This window comes from Enterobacter sp. MGH 4, from assembly GCF_000534735.1.
Lineage (GTDB): Bacteria > Pseudomonadota > Gammaproteobacteria > Enterobacterales > Enterobacteriaceae > Enterobacter > Enterobacter intestinihominis.
This window is the reverse complement of record NZ_KI973296.1, coordinates 253,359-272,775: the sequence shown is the minus strand read 5'-3', so window position 1 is coordinate 272,775 and position 19,417 is coordinate 253,359. Positions and strand designations below refer to the sequence as shown.

Below are 19,417 nucleotides of genomic sequence, written 5' to 3'. Positions count from 1 at the left end.
ACTCAGCTTCTGTTTTAATCAGTAAATAGAAATAAGAGAAGCCTGAGGACCGAACTTTACATTATCTTAGGCAAAAACCTGACCTGGCGCGGTATACAGGGCTTTTATAGTTTCGCGCAGCCAGATAATTTTCGGATTATGGCTGTTCCGCTTATGCCAGATTAGCGTGAAGGGTACGGTCAGCTTTTCTGCCTGCGCCTCATCGATGGGAATGGGAAGGCAGACCAGATTACGCTGGTGGAGTTGATTGTAGTGATGGCAGTAGTAGGGCGCAGTGGCAATGTAGTTGTGGTCCGGCTGAGCCGCCATAAACATCGACTGTTCAAAGTCGGGCAGGCTCATGGCGACGTTGCGCTCCCGGCCCATCTCTTTTAGCACTTCATCAAGCGCCCAGGTATCGCTGCGCTCCCAGAAGATGCTGATATGCGGGTAGCGCAGAAACGTCTCAAGGTTCCACGCTTCGTGAAGTGCCGGATGATCTTCTCGCAGATAGACGCACGGACGGTCGCTGAACAGGATTTCGTAGTCAATAAACCACGGCATCAGCTTTAGCAGCTCGCGGGAGCGCGGGTGCGTTTCGCGACCGGTAAAACCGAGATCGACCTCCCCGCGCGTAATGGCGTCCAGCGAATCATAATCCCACTGGCGCAACTTCACCGTCGCCTGTGGGTAGCGCTCATTCACCTGCTCCAGCAGGGTGTTGAAGCGAATCAGCATCAGCGGCGTTTCGGCGGCGAGCACAAACTTGAGCCCGCCTGGAGAGCTATGGTGGAATTTATCGACGATCTGATTGCCAATCTGCATCCAGTCGGCCAGATCCTGTTCCAGACTCACCGTTAGCGGCGTGGGCAGTAGCCCTAAAGGCGTTTTCACAAACAGCGGATCGTCGAACCAGTCGCGCAGCTTCGCCAGCGATTTACTCACCGCGGACGGCGTCACGTTCATTCGCTTCGCGGCTTTGGTGACGCTGCGCTCCTGCAACAACAACTGCAGGCAAAGTAAAAGATTAAGATCGAGACTGCTGATGGGCTTCTTCATAGTGCGCCGCGGGCTGGATGACCATAAGTAAGGTAATGCAGAGTATGCTACAGCCAATCAGAACCCCGATCAGCATATTCAGCGCGTTAAGGCCGATCACCGCCGCCAGCCAAATCCACAGCGACGAACCGCAGACCTGCGCAATGCCCAGCACCGAGCTTGCCACGCCTGCCCGCAGTGAGAACGGGCCAAGCGCCTGACTCATCGCCACGCCGAAGCCGCCGGAGAATCCGGCGCAGATCAGGGTCATACCCACCAGCATCAGCGCATGTGAGGTGGCGGTCGCCAGAATTACGCCTGCGGCGAGAAACAGCGTCTGTGAAGCGAGCATCAGCGTGCGCTGGCGGAAGATATTGAGCGCAAAGGGCATCGAGAATGAAACCGCCATGCTGACCATCGCATTGAGCGCCATCACCGTCGAATACTCACCGCGATCGAAGCCTATCGTCTCCATCAGTAACACCGGGGAAACGTTTACATAGGTGAGGATCACCGCCACGCTGAGCGTGATGATGGCCAGGCGGCTCAGGAAAAAGCGATTCAGAAGCTTTTCAGCCGGATGAATGGTAGCAGCGTGGTGCGTCTGCTGCGAACCGGGATGGGTCTCTTTCAACACCGTCACGGACAGTATAAAGACGATGGCGCCCATTGTGGCCATGGTCCAGAAAAGGCTCTGCCATGGAAATTTCAGCATGATCAGGTAGCCTACAACCGGTGCCAGCACCGGGATGATGCAGGTAATGCCGTTCAGCATCGACAGCACCCTGGCGCGGCGCTGGGCGCTCAAGGTATCGCGCAGAATGGCAAACGCCACCACGTAACAGCCGCCCGCGCCAATGCCCTGGATAAAGCGCCCTGACAGGAACATTGTGCTTTCCTGAGCCATTGAACACAGTACCGATGCCAGCGTAAAGATAACCGCCCCCGTAATGGCGACGGGTTGACGGCCGGCTCTGTCCGCGATTTTCCCGGCAAATACCATCGACGACGCCATTCCCGCGAGGTAGGCCGAAAACGCGATGTGCAGTTGCGCCTCGCTGGCACCCAGATCGCGGGCAATATGCGGTAGCCCCACCAGATACATATCAATACCGGACGGATACAGCAGAACTAATGCGAAACTACAAAACAGAAAACGAGCCATAAATCCCCCATAGATGCAGGCAAGCAGGATAGGGGGCATGGGGGGATTAAGCGAGTTGCCATTGGGACAATGGTGATTTCCCTGGAGGAAACCACCATGTTCTATCGGGGATTACTTACCAATACAGAAGCTTGAGAAAATTCGTCCAAGCAGATCGTCCGACGTAAACTCCCCGGTGATCTCGCTCAGGTTCTGCTGCGCCAGACGCAGTTCCTCCGCCAGCAGCTCGCCGGCCCAAGCGCCGATCAGCTGGGCTTTGCCCTGCTCAAGGTGGCGAGCCGCCTCTTCCAGCGCCTGCAAGTGACGACGACGCGCCAGGAAGCCACCTTCCATGCTGGTGTCAAAACCCATGCTCTGTTTGAGATGGTTACGCAGGGCTTCCACGCCTTCCCCGGTACGGGCCGACAGACGAATAAGTGAGTGGCCATTCACATCGCTGATGCCCAGCGTTTCGCCGGTAACGTCGGCCTTATTGCGCACCACGGTGATCGGCAGTTTGGCCGGGAGACGGGCGATAAAGTCTGGCCAGATTTCAGCCGGGTCAACGGCGTCGGTCGTGGTGCCGTCCACCATAAACAACACGCGGTCGGCCTGCTCGATCTCCTGCCAGGCGCGTTCGATACCGATACGCTCGACTTCATCGCTCGCATCGCGCAGGCCAGCGGTATCGATGATGTGCAGCGGCATGCCGTCGATATGGATATGCTCGCGCAGAACATCGCGGGTGGTACCGGCTATGTCGGTCACGATCGCCGCTTCACGGCCCGCCAGGGCGTTCAGCAGGCTTGATTTCCCGGCGTTGGGGCGACCAGCAATGACCACCTTCATGCCCTCACGCAGCAGGCTGCCCTGGCGCGCTTCGGCGCGAACGGCATCCAGATCGTTCATCACCTGGTTGAGCTGGGCTTCGATTTTGCCGTCAGAAAGGAAGTCAATCTCCTCGTCCGGGAAGTCGATAGCCGCTTCAACATAGATTCGCAGGTGAGTAAGTGCTTCCACAAGGTGATTCACGCGTGCGGAAAATGCCCCCTGCAACGAGTTCAGCGCGGAGCGGGCTGCCTGTTCGGAACTGGCGTCGATCAGGTCGGCAATCGCTTCGGCCTGAGCCAGGTCGAGCTTATCGTTCAGGAAGGCACGCTCGGAGAACTCACCCGGCTTCGCAATGCGCAGGCCAGGCAGGGTCAGAATACGTTTCAACAGCAGGTCGAGGATCACCGGGCCGCCGTGACCCTGAAGCTCCAGCACGTCTTCGCCGGTAAAGGAGTTTGGGCCGGGGAACCACAGCGCAATGCCCTGGTCCAGCGAGGTGCCGTCGGCATCTTTAAATGGCAGATAATCAGCGTAGCGCGGCTTTGGCAGTTTACCCAGCACCGCTTCGGCCACCTCACGCGCCTTCAGGCCGGAGATGCGCAGAATGCCTACACCACCGCGTCCCGGTGGGGTTGCCTGGGCGACGATAGTGTCGTTATGGCTCATGGTTGCTCTCGTTCAATACAAATAAAAAAGGCGGTCAATCGACCGCCCTTATTTTAGCGTTAAGTTACCGAATCAGGACTTTTTCTTTTCGCGGCTATGCAGGCCACGTTTTTCCAGACCACGGTAAATCAGCTGCTGCTGGATGATGGTCACCAGGTTGCTGACGATATAGTACAGCACCAGACCTGACGGGAACCACAGGAAGAACACGGTGAAGATGACCGGCATAAAGGTCATGATCTTCTGCTGCATCGGGTCAGTCACGGTGGTCGGAGACATCTTCTGGATGAAGAACATCGTCACGCCCATCAGGATCGGCAGGATGTAGTACGGGTCCTGTGCGGACAGGTCATGGATCCACAGGGCGAACGGCGCGTGGCGCAGCTCAACGGAACCCATCAGCATGTAGTACAGCGCAAGGAAGATTGGCATCTGAATCAGCAGCGGGAAGCAACCACCCAGTGGGTTCACTTTTTCTGCTTTATACAGGGCCATCATCTCCTGGCTCTGACGCTGTTTGTCATCGCCCAGACGCTCACGCATAGCCTGAATCTTCGGCTGTAGCATACGCATCTTCGCCATGGAGGTGTACTGCGCTTTAGTCAGCGGGTACATGATGCCACGAACGATAAAGGTGATAACGATGATGGAGAAGCCCCAGTTACCCAGGAAGCTGTGGATGAACTTCAGCAGCTTAAACAGCGGCTGAGAGATGAACCACAACCAACCGTAATCAACGGTCAGATCCAGGTGCGGCGCAACGGCAGCCATTTTGTCCTGGATTTCCGGGCCGACCCACAGGGTGCTTGCCAGCTTACCGGTTTGACCCGGCTGCACCAGAACCGGCTGAGATTTGTAGCCGATGGCTGCAATACCGTTGCCGAGGTTCGCGGTGTAGAAGTTGTTCGTACCGTCGTTATTCGGTACCCACGCCGTCGCGAAATACTGTTGCAGCATTGCGACCCAACCGCCTTTAGAGCTGACGTTCAGGTTTTCGTTATCGGCAATGGTGTCGAATTTGTATTTCTCGTACTTGGTATCTGGCGTGGAATAAGCCGCGCCACGGAAGGTATGCAGCGCAAAGTTGCTGCTTCCGGTGTCACGGTGAGACGGCAGATTGATGGACTGCTTCAGCTGACCAAAGGTAGAGATTTCCAGCGGTTTCGCACCGGTGTTCTGTACGCTGTAGCCCACGTTCACCGCATATTCACCGCGTTTCAGGGTGAAGGTTTTGGTGAAGGTGTTGCCTGCCGCGTCGGTGTAGGTCATCGGAATAACCAGTTCGTTCTGACCATCAGCCAGCACAAAGGTGTCATTCTCGACGTTATACAGTGGACGCGCACCGTTCGCCGGGTTATCCGGGCCATCACGACCGGTCAGGCCGCTCTGTGCCTGGTAGATAAACTCAGGCGTGGTTTCCAGTAACTGGAACGGTTCGGTAGACTTCAGCTCTTTCGGGTAGGTCAACAGCAGCGCCTGCTCAACATCACCACCACGGGTGTTGATAGTCAGCTCAAGCACATCGGTCTTAACCGTAATCTGTTTCCCCTGGCCACTGGCCGGTACGCCCTGGTCGGCGGCGCTACCCGCTGCGGTGGTCGTGGTCTGCGTGGTCTGCTGCTGGGGTTGAGGATTTTTATCCTGCTCCCATGCCTGCCAGATCATGAAAGACACGAACAACAAAGCGATGATAAGAAGATTGCGTTGCGAATCCATCGTTAGTGTTCTCTGGTATCAAAAGGTCCTGGAGGGACGGGGTCGTCTCCACCTGGGTGTAAAGGGTGGCATTTTAATACGCGTTTCACCGTCAACCAACTGCCTTTTATCACTCCAAACCTGCGCAATGCCTCAATTCCGTAGCTTGAGCATGTTGGCGTGAAACGGCAATGTGGCCCGAGTAGCGGACTAATCAGGCGTTGATAGACCCGAATGAGGGCTATCAGGACCCGCGAGCCAGGCGACAGTGGCGGCGCCATAATTTTTCCAACGCTTCCGAGAGAGCACGGTTATCGAGGTCGGCAACCCCTTTTTTAGCCACCACCACGAAATCCATTGAAGGCAGTTCGTGCTGACGTAAACGGAAGCTTTCACGCGTCAGACGTTTAATCCGGTTGCGTTCATGCGCACGCTTAACGTTTTTCTTGGCGACTGTGAGACCGATGCGGGGATGCCCCAGCGAATTTTGGCGGCCGAGGATGGTGATTTGCGGCGTGCCAGCCCGTAGTGGCTGCTGGAAGACGAAAGTGAAATGAGTGGGAGTTAACAAACGTAACTCCCTGGGAAATGCGAGCTTAACCACTCAGGGGTTAGCTTTATTACTTGGAAACGGTCAGACGAGCGCGGCCTTTAGCACGACGACGTGCCAGAACCTGACGACCATTTTTAGTAGCCATACGAGCACGGAAGCCGTGAGAACGGTTGCGCTTCAGTACAGACGGTTGAAAAGTGCGTTTCATGGCGATTTCTACCTAAACTTGAATAAATTCACTGACTTTTGCGTATACCCGAACGAGATTCGAACGACTAACGCCTCAGCGTGGGTGATTAAAGAGGCCGGATTGTAATAATTGTACACTCCGGAGTCAATTCTCTTTCCTTAAATCCCTGCGTATTTCCGCACGATTTCGCGTGGAAAATGAGCAACGAACGACGCAGGAAGATGAGCATCACGCGCCGGGTCGAGGATTATACGGGCTCGCCAACAAAGCGCAAGGATCCTCCTGGATCTTCGTTAGATCATTTAAGCCCAAAATTGTCTGTGCTCATTAAATTTTCCAATATGCGGCCTAAATCGCGAGGCACTCGCGTCAGGATCGTTTACACTTACCCGATTCCGGATCTTCCTGTGGATAAATCGGGAAGAATCTGTGAGAAACAGAAGATCTCTGGCTCAGTTTAGGCTATGATCCGCGGTCCTGATCGGGATCCAGCGATCCTGGCCGGGCATAAACACAACATCGTTCAGGCTCTATCAACGATAGCGTGTATAACCGCAGATAGCGGTTCGCACATCACCCTGATGGGGTCATGTCGATGTGCGCCAACAATCATGAATATTCAATAGTTTTCTTTTATTGTTCGAGTGGAGTCCGCCGTGTCACTTTCGCTTTGGCAGCAGTGTCTTGCCCGATTGCAGGATGAGTTACCAGCCACAGAATTCAGTATGTGGATCCGCCCATTGCAGGCGGAACTGAGCGATAACACGCTGGCTTTGTACGCGCCAAACCGTTTCGTGCTCGATTGGGTAAGGGATAAATACCTTAATAACATCAATGGACTGCTGAACGATTTCTGCGGGTCAGATGCCCCACAGCTGCGTTTTGAAGTGGGCACAAAGCCGGTCACCCAAACCGTTCGTGAAGTTGTCAATGTGGCAGCCCCTGCACAGGCGGCGCCCACTCCAGCGCCTCGCGTTGCACCGGCTCGTCAGGGCTGGGATAACGTTCCAGCCCCCGCTGAGCCTACCTACCGCTCTAATGTTAACGTGAAACACACGTTCGATAACTTCGTTGAAGGTAAGTCGAACCAGCTGGCGCGCGCGGCGGCCCGCCAGGTTGCCGATAATCCCGGTGGTGCTTACAACCCGCTGTTCCTTTATGGCGGCACGGGTCTCGGTAAAACGCACCTGCTGCATGCGGTGGGCAACGGCATTATGGCGCGTAAGCCCAATGCCAAAGTAGTGTATATGCACTCCGAACGCTTCGTTCAGGACATGGTAAAAGCCCTGCAAAACAATGCGATCGAAGAGTTTAAACGCTACTACCGTTCCGTTGATGCGCTGCTGATCGATGACATCCAGTTCTTTGCCAATAAAGAACGATCGCAGGAAGAGTTTTTCCACACCTTTAACGCCCTGCTGGAAGGCAATCAGCAGATCATTTTGACCTCGGATCGTTATCCAAAAGAGATCAACGGCGTTGAAGATCGTCTCAAATCCCGCTTCGGCTGGGGCCTGACCGTGGCGATCGAGCCGCCGGAGCTGGAAACCCGCGTCGCGATCCTGATGAAAAAAGCCGACGAGAACGACATTCGCCTGCCGGGTGAAGTGGCGTTCTTTATTGCCAAGCGCCTGCGTTCCAACGTTCGTGAGCTGGAAGGGGCACTGAACCGCGTTATCGCCAACGCCAATTTTACCGGTCGTGCGATCACCATCGATTTTGTGCGTGAAGCGCTGCGCGATTTGTTGGCATTGCAGGAAAAACTGGTCACCATCGACAATATTCAGAAGACGGTGGCTGAGTACTACAAGATCAAAGTGGCAGATTTACTGTCTAAACGTCGTTCCCGCTCGGTGGCGCGTCCGCGTCAGATGGCGATGGCGCTGGCAAAAGAGCTCACCAACCACAGCCTGCCGGAAATCGGTGATGCGTTTGGTGGACGTGACCATACGACCGTGCTGCACGCCTGTCGCAAGATTGAGCAGTTACGCGAAGAAAGCCACGACATAAAAGAAGATTTTTCCAATTTAATCAGAACATTATCATCGTGACGCTATGAAATTTACCGTTGAACGTGAACATTTATTAAAACCGCTGCAACAGGTGAGTGGCCCATTAGGCGGCCGCCCTACGCTGCCTATTCTTGGAAACCTGCTGCTTCAGGTCGCTGACGGTACGCTGTCGCTGACCGGCACAGATCTGGAAATGGAAATGATCGCGCGCGTTACGCTGACTCAGCCGCACGACGCGGGCGCGACCACGGTTCCGGCACGTAAATTCTTTGATATTTGCCGTGGGCTGCCGGAAGGCGCTGAAATCGCCGTGCAGCTGGAGGGCGACCGCATGCTGGTGCGCTCTGGCCGCAGCCGTTTCTCCCTCTCCACGTTGCCCGCTGCGGACTTCCCGAACCTGGATGACTGGCAGAGCGAAGTTGAATTTACCCTGCCGCAGGCGACGATGAAGCGTCTGATTGAAGCCACACAGTTCTCCATGGCGCATCAGGACGTTCGTTACTACTTAAACGGCATGCTGTTCGAAACCGAAGGTGAAGAGCTGCGTACCGTGGCTACAGACGGTCACCGTCTGGCGGTCTGTTCTATGCCGATTGGCGATTCACTGCCAAACCATTCGGTGATCGTACCGCGTAAAGGCGTAATTGAACTGATGCGTATGCTCGACGGCGGCGACACCCCGCTGCGCGTGCAGATCGGTAGCAACAATATTCGTGCCCACGTGGGCGATTTTGTCTTCACATCGAAGCTGGTAGACGGACGTTTCCCGGATTATCGCCGCGTATTGCCGAAGAACCCGGACAAAACGCTGGAGGCAGGTTGCGACATCCTCAAGCAGGCGTTCGCGCGCGCCGCTATTCTCTCCAACGAGAAATTCCGCGGCGTACGTCTGTACGTGAGTGAAAACCAGATCAAAATCACCGCCAACAACCCGGAGCAGGAAGAGGCAGAAGAGATTCTGGACGTCACCTACGCCGGGGCTGAGATGGAAATCGGCTTCAACGTCAGCTATGTGCTGGATGTGCTGAATGCACTGAAATGCGAGAACGTTCGCATCCTGCTGACTGACTCCGTTTCGAGCGTACAGATTGAAGATGCCGCATCACAGTCGGCTGCTTATGTTGTCATGCCAATGAGACTGTAATGTCGCTCACCCGTCTGTTGATCCGCGACTTTCGCAACATCGAGAGCGCGGATCTCGCTTTATCCCCTGGCTTTAATTTCCTGGTTGGCGCGAACGGCAGCGGCAAAACCAGCGTGCTGGAAGCCATCTATACGCTCGGTCATGGCCGGGCGTTTCGCAGTTTGCAGATTGGTCGCGTGATTCGTCACGAGCAGGATGCGTTTGTGCTGCATGGGCGCTTGCAGGGCGCCGAGCGGGAAACCGCCATCGGCCTGACCAAAGACAAGCAGGGCGACAGTAAGGTGCGCATCGACGGCACCGACGGCCACAAGGTGGCGGAGCTGGCACTGCTGATGCCGATGCAGCTGATTACGCCGGAGGGGTTTACTTTACTCAACGGCGGCCCCAAATACAGAAGAGCGTTCCTCGACTGGGGATGCTTTCACAATGAAGCCGGTTTCTTTAACGCCTGGAGCAATCTGAAGCGTCTGCTTAAACAGCGTAACGCCGCATTGCGCCAGGTCACGCGCTACGCCCAGCTGCGTCCGTGGGACATGGAATTAATTCCTCTTGCGGAACAAATCAGCCGCTGGCGTGCCGAATACAGCGCAGGTATCGCCGAAGACATGGCCGACACCTGCAAACAGTTTTTACCCGAGTTCTCTCTCACCTTCTCTTTCCAGCGTGGCTGGGAAAAAGAGACGGATTATGCCGAGGTGTTAGAGAGAAGCTTCGAGCGCGATCGCATGTTGACCTACACCGCGCACGGCCCGCACAAGGCGGATTTCCGCATTCGTGCCGACGGTGCGCCGGTGGAAGACACGCTGTCGCGCGGGCAGCTGAAGCTCCTGATGTGCGCGCTGCGCCTGGCGCAGGGGGAATTCCTCACCCGCGAAAGTGGGCGACGCTGCCTGTACCTGATAGATGATTTTGCCTCGGAACTTGACGACGCGCGGCGCGGGCTACTTGCCAGCCGCTTAAAAGCCACGCAGTCGCAGGTTTTCGTCAGCGCCATTAGCGCTGAACACGTTATGGACATGTCGGACGAAAATTCGAAGATGTTTACCGTGGAAAAGGGTAAAATAACGGATTAACCCAAGTTGAAATGAGCGAGAAACGTTGATGTCGAATTCTTATGACTCCTCCAGTATCAAAGTCCTGAAAGGACTGGATGCGGTGCGTAAGCGCCCGGGTATGTATATCGGCGACACGGATGACGGCACCGGTCTGCACCACATGGTATTCGAGGTGGTAGATAACGCTATCGACGAAGCGCTCGCGGGTCACTGTAAAGACATCGTGGTCACGATCCATGCGGACAACTCCGTGTCCGTTACCGATGACGGTCGTGGCATCCCAACCGGTATTCACCCGGAAGAGGGCGTATCTGCTGCGGAAGTGATCATGACCGTTCTGCACGCAGGCGGTAAGTTCGATGATAACTCCTATAAAGTTTCCGGCGGTCTGCACGGCGTAGGCGTATCCGTAGTAAACGCCCTGTCGCAGAAGCTGGAGCTGGTTATCCAGCGCGAAGGCAAAATTCACCGCCAGATTTACACCCATGGTGTGCCGCAGGCACCGCTGGCCGTTACCGGTGATACCGACAAAACCGGTACCATGGTGCGTTTCTGGCCGAGCCTTGAAACCTTCACCAACGTCACCGAATTCGAGTACGAGATCCTGGCGAAACGCCTGCGTGAACTGTCGTTCCTGAACTCCGGCGTGTCGATTCGACTGCGCGACAAACGCGACAACAAAGAAGACCACTTCCACTACGAAGGCGGTATCAAGGCGTTCGTTGAGTATCTGAACAAGAACAAAACGCCAATTCACCCGAATATCTTCTACTTCTCTACTGAAAAAGACGGTATCGGCGTGGAAGTGGCACTGCAGTGGAACGATGGTTTCCAGGAAAACATCTACTGCTTTACCAACAACATTCCACAGCGCGACGGCGGTACTCACCTTGCGGGCTTCCGCGCGGCGATGACCCGTACCCTGAACGCCTACATGGACAAAGAAGGCTACAGCAAAAAAGCGAAAGTCAGCGCCACCGGTGACGATGCCCGTGAAGGCCTGATTGCCGTGGTCTCCGTGAAGGTGCCGGATCCGAAATTCTCCTCACAGACCAAAGACAAGCTGGTCTCTTCTGAGGTGAAATCGGCGGTTGAACAGCAGATGAACGAACTGCTGAGCGAATACCTGCTGGAAAACCCGTCCGACGCGAAAATCGTGGTGGGTAAAATTATCGATGCGGCGCGTGCCCGTGAAGCGGCGCGTAAAGCCCGTGAAATGACCCGTCGTAAAGGCGCGCTGGACCTGGCAGGCCTGCCGGGCAAACTGGCTGACTGCCAGGAACGCGATCCGGCGCTGTCTGAACTGTACCTTGTGGAAGGGGACTCCGCGGGCGGTTCTGCAAAGCAGGGCCGTAACCGCAAGAACCAGGCGATTCTGCCGCTGAAGGGTAAAATCCTTAACGTTGAGAAAGCGCGCTTCGACAAGATGCTCTCTTCTCAGGAAGTGGCGACGCTCATCACCGCGCTCGGCTGCGGCATCGGTCGCGACGAGTACAACCCGGACAAACTGCGCTATCACAGCATCATCATCATGACCGATGCGGACGTCGACGGCTCGCACATTCGTACGCTGCTGTTGACCTTCTTCTATCGTCAGATGCCGGAAATCGTTGAGCGCGGCCACGTCTACATTGCCCAGCCGCCGCTGTATAAAGTGAAGAAAGGCAAGCAGGAACAGTACATTAAAGATGACGAGGCGATGGATCAGTACCAAATCGCGATCGCCCTTGATGGTGCGACCCTGCACGCAAACTCCAGCGCGCCAGCGCTGGCCGGTGAACCGCTGGAGCGTCTGGTCTCCGAGTTCAACGCCACGCAGAAAATGATTGGCCGTATGGAGCGTCGCTATCCGAAAGCGCTGCTGAAAGAGCTGATTTATCAGCCAACCCTGACCGAAGCCGATCTGAGCAACGAGCAGACCGTCACCCGCTGGGTGAACACCCTGGTGAGCGAGCTGAACGAGAAAGAGCAGCACGGCAGCCAGTGGAAGTTCGACGTTCAGCAGAACGCTGAGCAGCAGTTCGAGCCGATTGTTCGCGTGCGTACCCACGGCGTCGATACCGACTACCCGCTGGAGCACGAGTTTGTTACCGGTCCGGAATACCGCCGTATCTGCACCCTCGGCGAGAAGCTGCGTGGTCTGATCGAAGACGACGCGTTCATCGAACGTGGCGAGCGTCGTCAGCCGGTAGCCAGCTTCGAACAGGCGCTGGAGTGGCTGGTGAAAGAGTCCCGTCGTGGCCTCTCTATTCAGCGTTATAAAGGCCTGGGCGAAATGAACCCGGATCAGCTGTGGGAAACCACCATGGATCCGGAAAGCCGTCGCATGCTGCGCGTCACCGTTAAAGACGCAATCGCAGCGGATCAGCTGTTCACGACCCTGATGGGCGATGCGGTTGAACCACGTCGCGCCTTCATCGAAGAGAACGCCCTGAAAGCGGCGAATATCGATATTTAATCGTCGTAATACCGCACGATAACAGGCCGCGCTTTTAGCGCGGCTTTTTTATGGGCGCAGGCATATCCAGCGACATCACGGACGGTAAACGGCTCGCCAGCGTATCTATCGCTATTCTAACCCTCAGCGGCAGATGCGGCGTCTGCTGCCAGACCGCATGAACGTTGAAATGCACATCCGGTGCCTGCTTTAAGAGCGGGACGAGTTTGCCCTGGTGAATATCTTTGACGACCATCCAGCAGGGCAGCCATGCAATGCCGTGTCCGGCCAGCGCAGCGTCGCAGATTGCCTGTAAATCATCCATATTGAGTGATGAGCGGGGAGTAAAGGTGTGCGATCTCCCTTCGCTATCCATTAGCTGCCAGGGCAGCACTCTGCCTGATCGCAGATAGTTAATGGCAGTGTGGTGGGGTAAATCAGCAACGTTTTCTGGATGGCCGTTCTTCATCAGGTAATCCGGGGCGGCACACAGCACCATGCGATGCTCGCCCAGCCTTCTGGCGACCAGCACGCTGCTGTCCTGCAGCGTGCCGTTACGTACCGCCATATCAAAGCCTTCCTCTACCAGATCCACCACGCGGTCGCTGAATGACATTTCAAGCTCAAGCCCAGGATGTTCCTGCGTCAGTTCTATCAGCAGTGGCGCGACGCACTGGCGACCAAACAGCACCGGCATGGCGACGCGCAGGCGGCCGCTGACCTGCTGCTTCCCTGTTTCAAGCAGCGACTCCGCGCCCCGAATCTCCTCCAGCGCGCGAAGGCAGCGTTCATAAAACAGAGCGCCGTTGTCGGTCAGCCTCTGGCTGCGGGTGGTACGCTGGAAAAGACGTACGCCCAGCCGCTCTTCAAGACGAGCAATGCTTTTTCCTACCGCCGAGCGCGACAAATGCAGACGGACGGCGGCCTGCGCAAAACTTCCCGCCTCAACGGCGGCCACAAATACAGGTATATCCTTCAGCGTATCGGTCATGGATTGTATCCACTGCGTCATCAATTATGGGAAAACTTATCGCCACTGGCGACCAGGCGTCAACGGTAGACTGTCAGTCCTAAAGCTTATTTGATGGCAGGAGAGAAAAAATGACAGAAACAATGCAGCGCTGGTCAATGAACGCCCTTGGGCGCGAGAGCCTTCAGCTTGTTCAGGTGCCTGTGTCACAGCCAGGCCCGGGGGAGGTTCGCGTAAGAGTTAATGCCGTTGCGCTCAACTACCGGGATAAAATGGTGATTGAAGGCACGATGCCGATTCCGCTTTCCTTCCCGTTTACCCCAGCATCTGACATGGCAGGCGTGGTGGACAGCGTTGGCGACGGCGTTACGCGTTTCAAACCCGGCGCACGCGTCATCTCAACCTTCTTCCCGGAATGGATCGACGGCAAGCCGCAGGCAGACGCGCGCGATTTGCCCTATAAAACGTCCGGTGGATACTTCCAGGGCATGCTGGCCGAATATGTGATTGTGAGTGAAAACGCGCTGGTGGCGCCCCCGGAAAGCCTGGATGACGCTGAGGCCAGCACGCTTCCTTGCGCGGGGCTTACCGCATGGTTCGCGCTGGTGGAGTGCGGTCATTTACGCGCCGGGCAATCGGTGCTGGTACAAGGCACGGGCGGTGTGGCGCTATTCGCTTTGCAGATAGCAAAAGCGCACGGCGCAGAAGTTATTGTTACGTCGGGGAGTGATGAAAAACTGGCACTGGCCAAAAAGCTGGGGGCCAGCCAGGGCATCAACCGACTGAAAGGCGACTGGGCTGAAAATACGCTGGCACTGACGCAGGATCGCGGCATCGACCATATTATCGAAACCGTGGGTGGGGAGAACCTGAGACATTCCCTTCGCGCGGTAGCCGTTCACGGGCGTATCTCCGTTATTGGCGTGCTGGCCGGAACGGACATTTCCCTGCCTGCTGGCGAGCTGCTGCTGAAATCCCCCGTCATTCAGGGGATTGGGGTTGGACACCGCCGGGCGCTGGAAGATTTCGTCCGTGCTGTTGATGTCACGGAGTTAAAACCGGTGATTGAACATCGCTATCGTTTTGACGAACTGGAACAGGCGCTTGAGCATCTGGATCGCGGTGCGTTTGGCAAAATCGTTCTCACCCGCGAGTGAGTTCTTGTTCCCGGGATAAATATAAAAGGGGCTTTTTGTTACGCAAGGTAGCTCTATTTTTGTGTGCTTAATCGCGTTAGCATGAAATAGCACTCATTTATCCCGGGGACCTCATGGCTATCAAACTCATTGCAATCGATATGGACGGCACGCTGCTGCTGCCAGACCACACTATCTCTCCTGCCGTTAAAAATGCGATCGCCGCCGCACGCGAAAAAGGCGTGAACGTGGTGCTCACCACCGGACGCCCGTATGCCGGGGTGCACAGCTACCTGAAAGAGCTGCACATGAACCAGCCTGGCGATTACTGCATCACCTATAACGGCGCACTGGTGCAAAAGGCAGCAGATGGCAGCACGGTGGCGCAAACTGCACTGAGCTATGATGACTACCTGTTCCTTGAAAAACTCTCCCGCGAAGTGGGCTCTCACTTCCACGCGCTCGATCGCAATACGCTTTACACCGCCAACCGCGATATCAGCTACTACACGGTGCACGAGTCCTACGTTGCAACCATTCCACTGGTGTTCTGCGAAGCGGAAAACATGGACCCGGCAACCCAGTTCCTGAAAGTGATGATGATTGATGAACCTGCGGTTCTCGACAAAGCCATCTCACGCATTCCGGCTGAGGTAAAAGAGAAATACACCGTGCTGAAAAGTGCGCCGTACTTCCTCGAAATCCTCGATAAACGCGTCAATAAAGGCACGGGTGTCAAATCGCTTGCCGATGCGCTGGGCATCAAGCCTGAGGAGATTATGGCGCTGGGCGACCAGGAAAACGATATTGCGATGATCGAATATGCAGGCATGGGCGTGGCGATGGATAACGCCATCCCGTCGGTGAAAGAAGTGGCGAACTTCGTCACCAAATCTAACCTGGAAGACGGCGTGGCTTATGCGATTGAGAAATTTGTCCTGTCCTAGCAACTGTCTGTAATCATCAGCCTCGGTTATCAACCGGGGCTTTTTTTGGCCCTGAATTTATCGAGTTGTTCTTTTTGTGATCTGGATTGTAGTACAACATTAACTGATTGTACTACATTGTCACCACGGCAAAGGCGAAAGGACTCACGTTTGTACTGCAAAAGTGAGGCGAAATTCAGCGGTCGCGGTAAAGTAGTGATGGACTTACAGAGCACAAGGACTCTCCATGACACTCAATAAAACCGATCGCATTGTCATCACGCTGGGCACTCAGATTGTGGGTGGCAAATACGTTCCCGGTTCGCCGCTGCCAGCAGAGGCGGAACTGTGCGAGGAGTTTGAAACCTCGCGCAACATCATCCGGGAAGTGTTCCGCTCGCTGATGGCGAAGCGGCTGATTGAAATGAAGCGCTATCGCGGCGCGTTTGTTGCGCCGCGTAACCAGTGGAACTACCTCGATACCGATGTTCTGCAATGGGTACTGGAAAACGACTACGACCCACGGCTTATCGGCGCGATGAGCGAAGTCCGAAATCTGGTGGAACCGGCCATCGCCCGCTGGGCGGCAGAGCGCGCAACGTCAGGTGACCTGGCACAGATTGAGTCGGCGTTAAACGACATGATCGCCAATAACCAGAATCGGGAGGCGTTCAACGAGGCGGACATTCGCTACCACGAGGCGGTACTGCAGTCGGTGCATAACCCGGTGTTACAGCAGCTTAGCGTGGCGATCAGCTCGCTACAGCGAGCAGTATTTGAACGTACCTGGATGGGCGATGAGGCCAACATGCCGAAAACGCTTCAGGAACATAAAGCGCTGTTCGATGCGATACGGCATCAGGACGGCGATGCGGCAGAGCAGGCGGCGCTGACCATGATCGCCAGCTCGACACGAAGGTTGAAGGAAATCACATGACATCACGCTACATCGCAATTGACTGGGGATCGACCAATCTGCGCGCCTGGCTCTACCAGGGGGAGCAGTGTCTGGAAAGCAGGCAATCAGAAGCAGGTGTGACGCGCCTGAACGGTAAATCCCCCGAAGCGGTGTTAGCAGAGGTGACACAAAACTGGCGCGACGGTACTACGCCAGTGGTGATGGCCGGAATGGTCGGCAGTAACGTGGGCTGGAAGGTTGCGCCTTACCTGTCGGTTCCGGTGCATTTCACCGCCGTTGGCGAGCAGTTAACGTCCGTTGGCGACAATGTCTGGATTATTCCCGGTTTATGCGTCTCTCGCGACGATAACCATAACGTGATGCGCGGCGAAGAGACGCAGCTGCTCGGGGCGCGCACCCTTTCTCCTTCTTCTGTCTACGTCATGCCCGGGACGCACTGCAAATGGGTCCAGGCGGATGCTGAGCAAATTTATGATTTCCGCACGGTGATGACCGGCGAACTGCACCACTTGCTGCTTAAGCATTCGCTGGTGGGGGCCGGTTTGCCGGAGCAAACCCCTTCGCCGGAAGCGTTTGCCGCCGGGCTTGAGCGCGGGATCGCATCCCCTGCCGTTTTGCCGCAACTTTTTGAGGTTCGCGCCTCGCACGTGCTGGGAAATCTTCCGCGCGAGCAGGTCAGCGAATTTCTGTCCGGCCTGCTGATTGGCGCAGAAGTCGCCGCCCTGAGCGACGGGTTCGCCGGGCAGCAGGCCATCACGCTCGTCGCGGGTTCATCGCTGACGTCTCGTTACCGCCAGGCGTTCCACGCTATCGGACGGGATGTTGCTGCGGTGGAAGGCGACACGGCATTTCAGGCAGGCATAAGGAGCATCGCTCATGCAGAGGCAAACTGAACTTCCCCTGATCGCGATTTTGCGCGGTATCACGCCCGGTGAGGCCTTAGCGCACGTTGGCGCGGTGATCGACGCCGGGTTCGACGCGGTGGAAATCCCGCTCAACTCCCCGGAATGGGAAAAAAGCATTCCGGCAGTTGTTAAGGCGTTCGGTGATAAGGCGCTAATTGGTGCTGGTACCGTATTACAGCCGGAGCAGGTGGATGAACTGGCGAAGATGGGCTGCAAGCTTATCGTCACACCGAATATCAACCCCGAGGTGATCCGCCGGGCGGTGGATTACGGCATGACCGTATGCCCGGGCTGCGCCACGGCCACAGAAGCCTTTTCCGCCCTCGATGCGGGCGCACAGTCTCTCAAAATTTTCCCGTCGTCGGCCTTTGGTCCGGATTACATCAAAGCGCTGAAAGCGGTCTTACCCGCCAGCGTGCCGGTCTTTGCCGTGGGCGGCGTCACGCCGGAAAACCTGGTGCAGTGGATAAAAGCGGGTTGTGCGGGCGCGGGGCTGGGCAGCGATCTCTATCGTGCCGGACAGCCCGTTGAGCGTACCGCACATCAGGCGGCAGCATTTGTGAAAGCGTATCGAGAGGCAGTGCAATGAAAATAACCAAACTTACCACGTACCGTTTACCCCCGCGTTGGATGTTCCTGAAAATCGAAACCGACGAAGGCGTGGTTGGCTGGGGCGAGCCGGTGATTGAAGGCCGTGCGCGTACGGTTGAAGCCGCGGTTCACGAGCTGGGTGAATACCTGATTGGCCAGGATCCGGCGCGCATCAACGACCTGTGGCAGGTCATGTACCGGGCGGGATTTTACCGTGGCGGTCCGATCCTGATGAGCGCCATCGCCGGTATCGATCAGGCGCTGTGGGATATCAAAGGCAAAGTGCTGAATGCCCCGGTCTGGCAATTAATGGGCGGCCTGGTGCGAGACAAAATCAAAGCCTACAGCTGGGTGGGCGGTGACCGCCCTGCGGAAGTGATCGACGGTATCCGGCAGCTGCGCAACATCGGTTTTGACACCTTCAAACTCAACGGCTGCGAAGAGATGGGCGTTATCGACAACTCGCGCGCGGTAGACCGGGCGGTGAACACCGTGGCGCAAATCCGCGAGGCTTTCGGCAACGAGATTGAGTTTGGCCTGGATTTCCACGGCCGCGTCAGCGCGCCAATGGCCAAAGTGCTGATTAAAGAGCTGGAGCCGTATCGCCCGCTGTTTATTGAAGAGCCTGTTCTGGCCGAGCAGGCGGAATACTATCCAAAACTGGCTGAACAGACGCACATTCCCATCGCGGCGGGGGAGCGTATGTTCTCGCGCTTCGAGTTTAAGCGCGTGCTGGAAGCGGGCGGCATTGCGATCCTGCAACCGGACCTCTCCCACGCGGGTGGCATCACCGAATGCTACAAAATTGCCGGCATGGCAGAAGCCTACGATGTGGCGCTGGCGCCGCACTGTCCGCTTGGGCCGATTGCGCTGGCAGCCTGTCTGCATGTGGACTTCGTCTCCCGTAATGCAGTGTTCCAGGAACAAAGCATGGGCATTCACTATAACAAGGGCGCGGAGCTGCTCGACTTTGTGAAAAACAAGGAAGATTTCAGCATGGAAGGCGGTTTCTTTAAACCGTTAACGAAGCCGGGCCTTGGCGTGGAGATCGACGAAGCCAAAGTCATTGAGCTGAGTAAAAGTGCGCCGGACTGGCGTAACCCACTGTGGCGTCATGAAGACGGTTCCGTAGCCGAGTGGTAAATGCGCGTCATACTTCGCGCTGGTGATGCGTTGGCTGCGTTTTCTTACCCCGGTCACATACTTTTGTATGCTACCAGGGATGC

At 56.1% G+C, this 19,417-nt stretch carries 18 protein-coding genes; 10 read left to right on the top strand and 8 right to left on the bottom strand.

What is annotated here, in order from left to right; all coding sequences use genetic code 11:
* Positions 1–66: 66 nt before the first annotated feature.
* The 7 genes from yidZ to rpmH all read right to left on the bottom strand — a co-directional run bounded on the left by yidZ (position 67) and on the right by rpmH (position 6,114).
* On the bottom strand, positions 67–1,038 hold the full coding sequence (gene yidZ, locus L350_RS03160) for an HTH-type transcriptional regulator YidZ (RefSeq protein WP_032626710.1): 972 nt from the start codon (positions 1,036–1,038) through the stop codon (positions 67–69).
* Complete coding sequence (locus L350_RS03165) at positions 1,007–2,182, bottom strand: MFS transporter (RefSeq protein WP_032622027.1); 1,176 nt, start codon at positions 2,180–2,182, stop codon at positions 1,007–1,009. The genes yidZ and L350_RS03165 overlap by 32 nt, the downstream gene beginning before the upstream one ends.
* A gap of 111 nt (positions 2,183–2,293) precedes the next feature.
* Positions 2,294–3,658 carry a tRNA uridine-5-carboxymethylaminomethyl(34) synthesis GTPase MnmE gene (mnmE, locus tag L350_RS03170; RefSeq protein WP_022649885.1) on the bottom strand — a complete coding sequence of 455 codons (1,365 nt, stop codon included), beginning with the start codon at positions 3,656–3,658 and terminating at the stop codon, positions 2,294–2,296.
* A 72-nt stretch (positions 3,659–3,730) separates the two neighbouring features.
* Positions 3,731–5,374 carry a membrane protein insertase YidC gene (gene yidC, locus L350_RS03175; protein WP_023298949.1) on the bottom strand — a complete coding sequence of 548 codons (1,644 nt, stop codon included), beginning with the start codon at positions 5,372–5,374 and terminating at the stop codon, positions 3,731–3,733.
* A 2-nt stretch (positions 5,375–5,376) separates the two neighbouring features.
* Complete coding sequence (gene yidD / locus L350_RS23630; RefSeq protein ID WP_001307474.1) at positions 5,377–5,634, bottom strand: membrane protein insertion efficiency factor YidD; 258 nt, start codon at positions 5,632–5,634, stop codon at positions 5,377–5,379.
* Positions 5,598–5,957 carry a ribonuclease P protein component gene (rnpA, locus tag L350_RS03180; protein WP_006808764.1) on the bottom strand — a complete coding sequence of 120 codons (360 nt, stop codon included), beginning with the start codon at positions 5,955–5,957 and terminating at the stop codon, positions 5,598–5,600. Before rnpA ends, yidD begins: the two co-directional genes overlap by 37 nt.
* Positions 5,958–5,973: 16 nt before the next feature.
* On the bottom strand, positions 5,974–6,114 hold the full coding sequence (gene rpmH / locus L350_RS0122640; protein ID WP_000831330.1) for a 50S ribosomal protein L34: 141 nt from the start codon (positions 6,112–6,114) through the stop codon (positions 5,974–5,976).
* Positions 6,115–6,752: 638 nt separating this feature from the next.
* Between rpmH and dnaA the strand changes: the two genes are divergently transcribed.
* The 4 genes from dnaA to gyrB are packed head-to-tail and all read left to right on the top strand — an operon-like array spanning position 6,753 to position 12,765.
* Positions 6,753–8,147, top strand: coding sequence for a chromosomal replication initiator protein DnaA (gene dnaA / locus L350_RS03185; RefSeq protein ID WP_023298950.1), 1,395 nt, complete (start codon positions 6,753–6,755; stop codon positions 8,145–8,147).
* A 4-nt stretch (positions 8,148–8,151) separates the two neighbouring features.
* A complete protein-coding gene (gene dnaN / locus L350_RS03190) occupies positions 8,152–9,252 on the top strand; it encodes a DNA polymerase III subunit beta (RefSeq protein ID WP_003861122.1) in 1,101 nt (366 codons plus the stop codon).
* Positions 9,252–10,325, top strand: coding sequence for a DNA replication/repair protein RecF (recF, locus tag L350_RS03195; protein ID WP_022646527.1), 1,074 nt, complete (start codon positions 9,252–9,254; stop codon positions 10,323–10,325). Before dnaN ends, recF begins: the two co-directional genes overlap by 1 nt.
* A gap of 28 nt (positions 10,326–10,353) precedes the next feature.
* Positions 10,354–12,765, top strand: a complete 2,412-nt coding sequence (gyrB, locus tag L350_RS03200; protein WP_023305131.1) for a DNA topoisomerase (ATP-hydrolyzing) subunit B — start codon at positions 10,354–10,356, stop codon at positions 12,763–12,765.
* Positions 12,766–12,799: 34 nt separating this feature from the next.
* Here the strand turns inward: gyrB and L350_RS03205 are convergent, their stop codons facing one another.
* A complete protein-coding gene (locus L350_RS03205; protein ID WP_032626708.1) occupies positions 12,800–13,735 on the bottom strand; it encodes a LysR family transcriptional regulator in 936 nt (311 codons plus the stop codon).
* A gap of 110 nt (positions 13,736–13,845) precedes the next feature.
* Here L350_RS03205 and L350_RS03210 point away from each other — a divergent pair, with 110 nt between their 5' ends.
* The 6 genes from L350_RS03210 (at position 13,846) to dgoD (ending at position 19,334) form a co-directional block, all read left to right on the top strand.
* On the top strand, positions 13,846–14,871 hold the full coding sequence (locus L350_RS03210; protein ID WP_032626706.1) for a zinc-dependent alcohol dehydrogenase family protein: 1,026 nt from the start codon (positions 13,846–13,848) through the stop codon (positions 14,869–14,871).
* A gap of 113 nt (positions 14,872–14,984) precedes the next feature.
* Positions 14,985–15,797: a sugar-phosphatase gene (gene yidA, locus L350_RS03215; protein ID WP_023298954.1), complete on the top strand. Its 813-nt coding sequence runs from the start codon at positions 14,985–14,987 to the stop codon at positions 15,795–15,797.
* 226 nt (positions 15,798–16,023) lie between these two features.
* Positions 16,024–16,713: a D-galactonate utilization transcriptional regulator DgoR gene (dgoR, locus tag L350_RS03220; protein WP_003861109.1), complete on the top strand. Its 690-nt coding sequence runs from the start codon at positions 16,024–16,026 to the stop codon at positions 16,711–16,713.
* On the top strand, positions 16,710–17,588 hold the full coding sequence (locus tag L350_RS03225) for a 2-dehydro-3-deoxygalactonokinase (protein ID WP_032626702.1): 879 nt from the start codon (positions 16,710–16,712) through the stop codon (positions 17,586–17,588). Before dgoR ends, L350_RS03225 begins: the two co-directional genes overlap by 4 nt.
* Positions 17,572–18,189: a 2-dehydro-3-deoxy-6-phosphogalactonate aldolase gene (locus L350_RS03230; RefSeq protein ID WP_032626699.1), complete on the top strand. Its 618-nt coding sequence runs from the start codon at positions 17,572–17,574 to the stop codon at positions 18,187–18,189. Before L350_RS03225 ends, L350_RS03230 begins: the two co-directional genes overlap by 17 nt.
* The gene (dgoD, locus tag L350_RS03235) at positions 18,186–19,334 is read left to right on the top strand and encodes a galactonate dehydratase (protein ID WP_003861103.1); all 1,149 of its coding nucleotides are present in this window, start codon (positions 18,186–18,188) and stop codon (positions 19,332–19,334) included. The genes L350_RS03230 and dgoD overlap by 4 nt, the downstream gene beginning before the upstream one ends.
* Positions 19,335–19,417 lie beyond the last annotated feature (83 nt).